Annotated in this window: 8 protein-coding genes; 5 read left to right on the top strand and 3 right to left on the bottom strand. The window is 41.9% G+C overall.

The window, feature by feature from the left end; translation table 11 throughout:
* Window positions 1–55: 55 nt before the first annotated feature.
* Window positions 56–220, bottom strand: coding sequence for a hypothetical protein (locus ABZA00_RS15020; protein ID WP_372882970.1), 165 nt, complete (start codon window positions 218–220; stop codon window positions 56–58).
* A 321-nt stretch (window positions 221–541) separates the two neighbouring features.
* Between ABZA00_RS15020 and ABZA00_RS15015 the strand changes: the two genes are divergently transcribed.
* Together ABZA00_RS15015 and ABZA00_RS15010 are read left to right on the top strand one after the other, a co-directional pair.
* A complete protein-coding gene (locus ABZA00_RS15015; RefSeq protein WP_372882969.1) occupies window positions 542–856 on the top strand; it encodes a hypothetical protein in 315 nt (104 codons plus the stop codon).
* Window positions 857–1,342: 486 nt separating this feature from the next.
* Complete coding sequence (locus ABZA00_RS15010) at window positions 1,343–2,101, top strand: endonuclease/exonuclease/phosphatase family protein (RefSeq protein ID WP_372882968.1); 759 nt, start codon at window positions 1,343–1,345, stop codon at window positions 2,099–2,101.
* Window positions 2,102–2,139: 38 nt separating this feature from the next.
* Here ABZA00_RS15010 and nfsA read toward each other — a convergent pair whose 3' ends face one another.
* Window positions 2,140–2,901, bottom strand: coding sequence for an oxygen-insensitive NADPH nitroreductase (gene nfsA / locus ABZA00_RS15005; RefSeq protein ID WP_372882967.1), 762 nt, complete (start codon window positions 2,899–2,901; stop codon window positions 2,140–2,142).
* A gap of 154 nt (window positions 2,902–3,055) precedes the next feature.
* On the bottom strand, window positions 3,056–3,271 hold the full coding sequence (locus ABZA00_RS15000; protein ID WP_372882966.1) for a hypothetical protein: 216 nt from the start codon (window positions 3,269–3,271) through the stop codon (window positions 3,056–3,058).
* Window positions 3,272–3,666: 395 nt separating this feature from the next.
* Here ABZA00_RS15000 and ABZA00_RS14995 point away from each other — a divergent pair, with 395 nt between their 5' ends.
* The 3 genes from ABZA00_RS14995 to ABZA00_RS14985 are packed head-to-tail and all read left to right on the top strand — an operon-like array spanning window position 3,667 to window position 8,950.
* Window positions 3,667–5,427, top strand: a complete 1,761-nt coding sequence (locus ABZA00_RS14995) for a long-chain fatty acid--CoA ligase (RefSeq protein ID WP_372882965.1) — start codon at window positions 3,667–3,669, stop codon at window positions 5,425–5,427.
* A gap of 59 nt (window positions 5,428–5,486) precedes the next feature.
* Window positions 5,487–6,776, top strand: a complete 1,290-nt coding sequence (locus ABZA00_RS14990; RefSeq protein WP_372882964.1) for an acetyl-CoA C-acyltransferase — start codon at window positions 5,487–5,489, stop codon at window positions 6,774–6,776.
* A complete protein-coding gene (locus ABZA00_RS14985; protein ID WP_372882963.1) occupies window positions 6,776–8,950 on the top strand; it encodes a 3-hydroxyacyl-CoA dehydrogenase NAD-binding domain-containing protein in 2,175 nt (724 codons plus the stop codon). The genes ABZA00_RS14990 and ABZA00_RS14985 overlap by 1 nt, the downstream gene beginning before the upstream one ends.
* The last annotated feature ends 163 nt before the right edge of the window (window positions 8,951–9,113 follow it).

The raw sequence follows: 9,113 nt of genomic DNA, 5'->3' as shown, positions 1-9,113 counted from the left end.
GGTACTAAAAATACACTGTTTCTGGATGAGAACTAGCTAGTCATAAAACTACGTTTTAGTCTTTGTTATTGATTTGATTCAGAACGTCCTGTTCTTCACCACTTTGTGGCCAGCTAAAGCTGTTCAAAATCGTTCCATACGATTTTGTGTAATTAGAAAAACTAGTTACTGCAATCAATGACTTGATTTCATCCATTTTTCCTACGCCTAAATAGATCATCTAATTAACGGAATTGGTATTAATATCAACACATTAAAAATTGGTGTTATACAGTGCTGTTAATTTTGTGGAGTTCAAGGCAAATCATCGAAGCAATAGCTGGCTTGGGAGATGATTTAACGCAGAAATACGCGAAAATAACGGTGCTGTATCGATTTGCTTATCCTGAATTGAGGTTATTTAAACAGTGAAATGTGATGGGAACGTTTTTTTCAACATATTAACTTTGTCGCGGATGACTATTATTAAATAAAATATCATCGAGTTTTAGTGGGAATTCAGATCAATATAGGGTTAATTTCTATTATCAGGGGGGAGGTTATGTTATTTAATATTATAGAGGTAATGAGCAAAGAGCGTGCTCTGGAAAAGTATGCAAATAAAAACTGGTTGTTGAAGGAGGCTGTTGCTTATATTGGACATCCCAAACAAAGTGCATCCGAACCAAATAAGATTTTTTTGCGCCTCAATCCTCTATCCAGCAATGGTGCGATTCTGGAGTTTAAAACTGAAGATGTTGTCTATGCCGAACATTTGGAGACTATAGCCAATACTGACGGAGAGACATTCCAGATTTATAAAATCTGGATCCATAGCGGCAGTGTCGGAGTTAAGCTGGAACAATTTATTGTGTAGTATTATCCGACTGTTTTCTTAAAAATAAAAAGGTTATTATTTTGATCTTCTAAACGCCGTAAGGTTAAATTATTTAACCGTCACAGTGCAGCACCTTTATTAGCTTATATACCCATGTTACTTCAAGATGCTTTGTCAGGCGCAAGCTCGGAGACCAGAGCAAGACGCAACAAGAGGTAATGGTTCTTCCCTTTTCGATTGTTGCAATGCAGAGCAGGTTTTTGAGATCGCGCCCGTTAGGGAAAGGTAACTTTTACCAATCTGCGTCGTTATAAAACCTCTATGTAGAATAACTTCAATTTTATGCCTAGCATTTCGGTACACTTTGCCTTGCTGACTTTGCATCTTGAAGTATCATGGGTATATACCATCTATAATTTATCAGATAAGGGAAAACCATAATTCTCTCCATTAGCCAAACAGCTTCAAGGTGCAGTAAATTGTATTCTGGGGGAGTTTGGCTACTGTTATGATTCGGGAAATAATATGGCCAACACCTCAATCAAAGTCCTGACTTACAATATCCACAAAGGTTTCAGCGTCGCTAACCGGCGCTTTATTCTGCATGATATAAAAGTGTTATTGCGGCATGTTGATGCCGATGCCGTTTTACTTCAGGAAATACATGGCGAGCGCACTATCTCCGATAACCGTTTTGATGACTGGCCGAATAACAGGCAATTTGAATTTCTCGCGGATCAGGTGTGGGATCATCACGCCTATGGCAAAAACGCCATTTACAAGTCGGGCCACCATGGTAATGCAATCTTGAGTAAATTCCCGTTTATCGAATGGGAAAACATTGATGTTTCTTATATGCGCTCAGCCAGCCGAAGTCTGCTGCATGGTACTTTAGAGGTAACGGAAAGTGCCAGGAAAATACATATCATATGCGTCCACCTGGGATTATTTGAGCGCGAGAGAGAAAGTCAGCTGAGGATACTGGGAGAACGTATCAGTTCTCATGTGCCTGCTGACGAAGCTTTGATTATCGCGGGTGATTTTAACGACTGGCGCGGTAACGCCGGACGCCACCTGCATGAGCTGGTTGGAGTTGAAGAGGCCTATAAAAAGATACACGGATGTTACGCGCGCACCTTCCCGGCCAAACTGCCTTTTTTATCCATGGACCGTATTTATTTTCGCGGACTGGATATTGTTGACTGTCACCGCCTGCACGGTAAACCATGGAGCCAATTATCTGACCACACACCACTGCTGGCAGAGTTTAAAATACCCGAGTGATGCAGTTCATAATTCAGGCTAATCTCTATAATAGTTTTCTATTTCTTCAAAAAACCTTTTTGCTGTAGAAATGCATGCATATGCGGTCGTGCTTCTTTCTGCAGCATCCCTGATATTTGTTCAGTCCAGCTTACTGGCTTCTGATTGGTAGTTCTGCTTTTATAATACTCACGGATCTGATTATCATAAGTATTCAGGGCAACGACATCTTCTTTATCTGATTGCTTTAAGGTTTTACCCTGTGTGTAACTATCTTGTTTTAGTGTGACGGATAATGGCAAACGTGGTTTCACTTCCGGAGCTTGGTCCGGGTAGCCTAAACATAAACCGAATAGAGGAAAAACCAGATCAGGTAATGTTAATAACTGAGAAACTGCTTCAATTTCGTTGCGCAGCGCGCCGATATAACAAGCCCCTAATCCAGAACCCTCCGCTCCAATGACCACATTTTGAGCAAACAGGGCACAATCTATTGATGCCGTTAAAAATTGTTCAGTAAAGCCACTTTGCATGGGAGCCTGATGCATTTCACAGGCGAGTTTATGACGATGCATATCAGCACAAAACACCAGAAATACCGGTGCGTTAGCAACATAAGACTGGTTGCCTGCAAATCGGGCTAGTTGCTCGCGTTGTTCTCCGGGAGAAACTTGAATTACGGTACAAGCCTGAATAAAACTTGAAGTTGCAGCCGCTTGTCCTGCACGAATTAAATCCTCAACGAGAGGCTGCTTAACAGGTTGGTTACTAAAATGACGAATAGAGCGGTGGGAGTTCAATAAATCAATGACATCCTGCATATATTATCCTTAAAGCAGTTTTATTTTAACGGGTTAGAGATCTGTTATAGCAAATTTATTAAACAGGTGCACAGCGTTACTGTTAAAAGTGGTCTATTGAGTTTTGTGAGTGAGCGCAACTACCAGCCTGCATGCCGGACTTTAAACCGGGTCGTTATCTGATTGCATTAGGGGCTGTTGATCTTTCGAGATTGTTTTTGCAGCAGTTTGTTGGTTCTTTATACAAGGCAGAGTCTGCGTAGTGTAGTTTTTCTACATAAACAGGCGATAACGCAGTAGAAAGAGCCAACAAGCGCTGCCCGAAGGATTCGGCTAAAAGCGTTTTACTCTTTGTTGCGAGGTATTTACTTAGAATGACTAAGCGACACACCTCGCGTCGCGATTAAAACGCTTTTATCTCGAACAAAAATTAACCGCGAAAGATCAACAGACCCTAATAACTTAAGCTTCGAGGGCATAAAATCTTGCTGTAAATGTATGGATGATTGGAAATTTAACCAATTTTTTCAGATAGTAAAGTCAAATAGTGAAATTGTTTATTATCGGGAATAGGCTATATTTTTTGGTGAGCATAAGGAAAAGGCTGCCCAATAACCGCCGCCAGGAAGCGTTGCTAAGACAGGCTTATTTAATTTACCTTTATTTTTAAAGCTGGTTGGAGTTTTCAATATTACAAACATTAAGTCAGGCGCTAAACGTTGAATCCACAGTGTCACAGGCCCCAATATTTAAATGCTGCATAAGACAACAGACAGGAAAATAAAGATGGAAAATTACACAACTATCCCGCAGATGATTCAAAATGTTGTTTGTACATATAGTAATTATGCTGCTTTAAACTATAAAGATAAGGGGTATTGGAAAACAATTTCCACGGAAAAGTTTTCTGAAACTATCCGGCGGCTGGCTTTAGGTTTACGTGCTTTAGGTATTAAAGAAGGAGAAGGTTTCGGCTTGATTTCGGATCCATCGCCTCAGTGGCTGATGATTGATATCGCGATTATGGTTAATAAGGCAATTTCAGTGCCCATGTTTGCTAATATTTCAACAGCGCATTTCCAGTTTCAGAGCCAAGACAGCCAACTTAAATATCTTTTTATTGATGATGAAGAGATATTAGACGACTCAATAAAGCCCTTTTTAAACTCTTTTAGCAAAGTTATCTCCAATCATCCTAAACGTTCCGCAAATAATGCGATCAGTTATAAAGAGCTGTTAGCCTTAGGTGATCAGCTATCATCCAAACAGCCTAATCTTTACTTTCAGATGCGACAGGCAGTTGCCCCTGAAGATATAGCAACCATCATCTATACCAGCGGCTCGACGGGCACCCCCAAAGGCGTGGAGATAACCCATGCAAATCTTATTTCACAAATCAGAGGCACAACACAGCTGTTTCCCCTTAACTCTGCAAAAGATAAAGCCTTAACGACATTACCTCTGGCGCATGTTTTTGAAAGAATGGTTATCTACTACTATATCTCGACGGGCACCCCGATCTTTTTTGTTGATAAGATAAAAAAAGTGGGCGAATTATTAAGGGAAGTACAACCCACGGTGATGACTCTGGTACCGCGCCTGTTAGAAAAGATGCATGCAAAAATGCATGCCAAAGCAGAAGAACTTTCGGGACTTAAAAAAATACTGGTACTGCGTGCTTTTGCAAGGGCGGTTTCTACCCGACCGGGTTCCCGTAACTACCTTGACAAAGTCTATGACAAACTGGTTTATGCAAAATTGAGAAAGACCTTAGGAAGCAACTTGGAATTTGTTATCAGTGGCGGATCTGCTCTGAGCGAAAGTATGGAAAATTTCTTTACCAATATCGGCCTTAAGCTTTATCAGGGTTACGGATTGACTGAAACTTCTCCGGTGTTAGCGGCTAATTATCCCGGTAATGTGCGTTATCGCAGTGTGGGTAAGGTTTGGCCCGGAGTGGAGATAAAAATTTCCGATGAACAGGAGATACTTGCCAAAGGGCCTAATATTATGAAGGGCTATCACAACAATCCGCAAGCGACCAGGGAAACGATTGATTCCTCCGGGTGGTTACATACCGGGGATCTCGGGCATATTGATGAAGACGGTTATCTGTTTATCACCGGTAGAAAAAAAGAGTTGTTTAAAACATCTAACGGTAAATATGTCAGCCCGGTGCCGATTGAGCAGATGTTATGTGCTTCGGAGTTGATCGATATGGCGGTAATCATTGGTGAAAATAAGAATTTTGTTACCTGCCTGCTTTTCCCGGACTTTGAAAATCTGGATACGATTAGAAAAAGTCGTGGTTATGGCGATCTGGACAATGATGATTTCCTCAATCGCAGTGATATTAGAAAGGAAATCGCGGCTGCCGTTAAAGCTGTTAACAGTCAGATTGATGAGTGGGAAAGAATCAGAAAATATAACTTTATAAAAAAGCCAATCAGTATCGAAACAGGAGAGCTCACGCCAACCATGAAGATCCGACGTGAGGTTGTGTTGGATAAATTCAGTGACATTATTAATGAATTTTATACGGACTAGTGGGTGGTTTCATTATTTTTTAATAGTTTGGGGTACGCGCTATTAATCGGGAGATCAATATGAAAGAAAGGTTAGCAATTGTAGACGGTATTCGCACTCCATTTTGTAAATCCGGTACAACGATGGCAAATATTTTTGCCGATGATTTAGGCGCGGTGATAGTAAAAGAGTTAATTGCCCGGACAGATATCGATGTTAAATTGATTGATGAGCTTATCTTTGGCAACGTCGGGCAACCTGCCAATGCCCCTAATATTGCCCGGGTTATCGCCTTAAAAGCCGGCCTTCCTTTGGATCTGATTGCTTATACCGTGCATCGTAACTGCGCATCCGGGATGGAGTCTGTGACCACAGGCTATAATAAAATGTTAGCGGGGTATGCCGATATAATGGTGGCAGGCGGTACTGAAAGTATGAGTAATTTACCGCTGCATTTTAGTAAAAAAATGACCCTTGTTTTTGAAAACCTGATGAAAGCTAAAACCTTCGGTCAAAAATTATCTGCCATTGCCGCCTTCAGGCCTGCCGATTTAAAACCTGTTATATCTATTGTCGAAGGATTAACTGATCCGGTCTGCGGATTGAATATGGGGCAAACAGCAGAAGTTTTAGCGCGTGAGTTTTCAATCACTAGAGAGGAGCAGGACGCTTTTGCACTGCAATCCCATTTGCGTGCAGGTAAAGCAAATGAAGATGGTATCTTCGCCGAGGAGATCCACCCCATTATGCTGCCGCCGGATTATAACCAGGTGCAGTTTCATGATAATTCTATTCGTCCGGATCAAAGCCTGGATAAACTGGCTAAATTAAAACCCTTCTTTGATCCTGTAACCGGGACGGTCACTGCTGCAAATGCCTGTCCGATAACCGATGGTGCCGGCGCGCTTTTAATCATGCTGGAAAGCACAGCGAAACAACTCGGTTATACCCCCTTGGGGTATCTGAAGGAGTATTGTTATGCCGGTTTACAGCCACAGAGAATGGGATTAGGCCCTGTTTATGCCACTGCTAAACTGCTGGATAAAACCGGTATGTCACTCTCTGATTTTGATCTGGTGGAATTAAACGAAGCTTTTGCTGCACAAGTTATTGCCAATTTAAAAGCCTTTGATTCGGATATTTTTGCGCAGCAGTATCTGCAGAAAAGCAAAGCCCTGGGCGCGATAGAACCGGATTTACTGAATGTTAACGGCGGCGCAATTGCGTTAGGGCATCCTGTCGGCGCCACCGGTACGCGCATGATAATTACTATGTTAAATGCATTACGTCGTAATAATAAAAACTGCGGCTTAGTTACCTTGTGTATAGGCGGTGGTCAAGGGGCTGCATTGGCGTTGGAGGTAGAATAATGAATTTTAAATTAAATATTTCACAAGCAGCTCCAACAGAAGGTGTTGCAACACTTACGTTTGATTTTCCGGGTGAAAAAATTAATAAGTTAGATTCAGGCGCGTTAATGGAGCTGAAAGCGCACCTTAAAGCGTTGGCAAAAAATGAAGAGATTAAACTGCTGGTATTTCGCAGTGCCAAAAAAGCTATGTTTATTGCCGGTGCGGATATTAATGAAATTAAAGATCTGGTGGATGAAGAGCAAACCTATCAGACTATCCGATCCGGGCAGTTAATTATCGATGCTATTGCTAACTTACCTTTTCCTACCTTAGCTGTGATTAACGGGGCATGCTTAGGTGGTGGCTGTGAACTGGCATTAGCCTGTACTTATCGTATCGCTACCGATAATCCGAAAGTCATTATCGGGTTACCGGAAATCAGCCTGGGTATTATTCCCGGCTTTGGCGGGTGCGTACGTTTACCGAAACTTATCGGTTTGCAGGGGGCGCTGCAGTTAATTTTATCCGGTAAACCTGTTGCCCCTAAAAAAGCGCTGCGCCTTAAATTGGTGGATCATCTCTACAATAACGCACTGGAAGAGAAGTCAGTGGCCGATTTTATTGAACGTTTGGCTAATGATAGCTTTTTTGCTAAAGGTCTTATCAAACGGCACTTAAAATCATCGAAAAAAATTACTCAACAACTTTTAGAAGATTACAGATTAGGGCAACAACTGGTCTTTAAAAAAGCGCGGATGGATTTGCTGAAAAAAACCAAAGGTCATTATCCAGCACCTCTGCAAGCCTTAGAGACGATAGCCAAAACAATCAATTTGAAAACACAGCAGGCACTGGAGGTTGAAGCCAGAGCCGTGTCCAAACTCGCAGTCAGTGAAATAAGCAAAAATTTAATTCAGCTGTTTTTTACCTCTGAGGCATTAAAGAAAGAAACCGGCGTTTCTGACGCGGGCATCAGAGCACAACCTGTTAATCAGGCTGCAGTGTTAGGCGCGGGCGTGATGGGAGGCGGGATTGCCTGGCTGCTTTCAAAAAATGATATTCCGGTAAGGCTTAAAGATATCGAATGGGATGCGGTCAGCAAAGGTTATCAGACGGCTGCTTTATATTACTGGCAAATGAAAAAAATCCGTAAAATAAAAGACAATCAGATACGCGTTAAGATGAACCACCTGGCGGGGACGGTCAATTATAACGGTTTTAAACATATCGATTTGGTTGTTGAGGCAGTGGTTGAAAATATGGATGTTAAAAAAGCGGTGTTAGCTGAAGCTGAAGCCCATCTGCCTGATCATGCCATATTAGCCTCTAATACATCCAGTTTATCTATCACCGAGATGGCGGCAGATTTGAAAAGACCGGAAAATGCGATCGGAATGCACTTTTTCAATCCGGTAAACAGAATGCCCCTAGTGGAAATCATCCCCGGCGAAAAAACCAGTGCGCAAACCATAACCACGCTGGTTCAGTTAGCCAAAAAGAGTGGTAAAACGCCAATCGTTGTTGCTAACTGCGCCGGCTTTTTAGTCAATAGAATTTTGATTACTTTTTTGAACGAAGCCGCCCTGATCTTAGAGGAAGGTGGTGTCGTGACTGAAATTGATAAGGCAATAGAGAAATTCGGTTTACCGATGGGGCCTTTTGTTTTGGCGGACGAGGTCGGTATTGATATAGGTTTCCATGTTGCTAAAATTTTGGAGCAGGCTTATGGCGAAAGAATGCAGGTTGCCGGGTTATTCACTCAGATTTTTCAGGAAGAAAAGTTATTAGGTAAAAAAGCGGGGGTTGGCTTTTACCAGCATAAAGCAAAAAAAATGTCCTACAACGAAGATTTAGATAAGATTATTCAAACTTATCGTTTTGCCCATGGGATCACAGCCACTACCTTTAACAGCGAAGAGGTTGTAGACAGGTGCATCCTGATTATGGTTAATGAAGCGGCTAAATGTTTGCAGGAAAAGGTTGTCAAAAATCCCGCTTACCTGGATATGGCGATGATAATGGGAACCGGGTTTCCTGCTTTTAGAGGGGGACTGATGAAATATGCCGATAACCGGGGTATCAGCAAAATATGCGACAGATTAAATGAATTAACCGACTTATACGGCGAACGTTTCAGACCTGCACAATTGCTGGTCGAAAAAGCAAAGAATAAAGAAAAATTTTATCCTTAACTAGGGCCTGTTGAACTTTCGGGATTGTTTTTGCAGCAGTTTGTTGGTTCTTTATACAAGGCAGAGCCTGCGTAGTGTAGTTATTCTACATAAACAGGCGATAACGCAGTAGAAAGAGCCAACAAGCGCTGCCCGAAGGGTTCGGCTAAAAGCGTTTTACTCT

The sequence above is a fragment of the Psychromonas sp. genome (assembly GCF_041586535.1).
In the GTDB taxonomy this organism is placed as follows: Bacteria; Pseudomonadota; Gammaproteobacteria; order Enterobacterales; family Psychromonadaceae; genus Psychromonas.
This window is presented reverse-complemented; position numbering and strand designations above follow the sequence as displayed.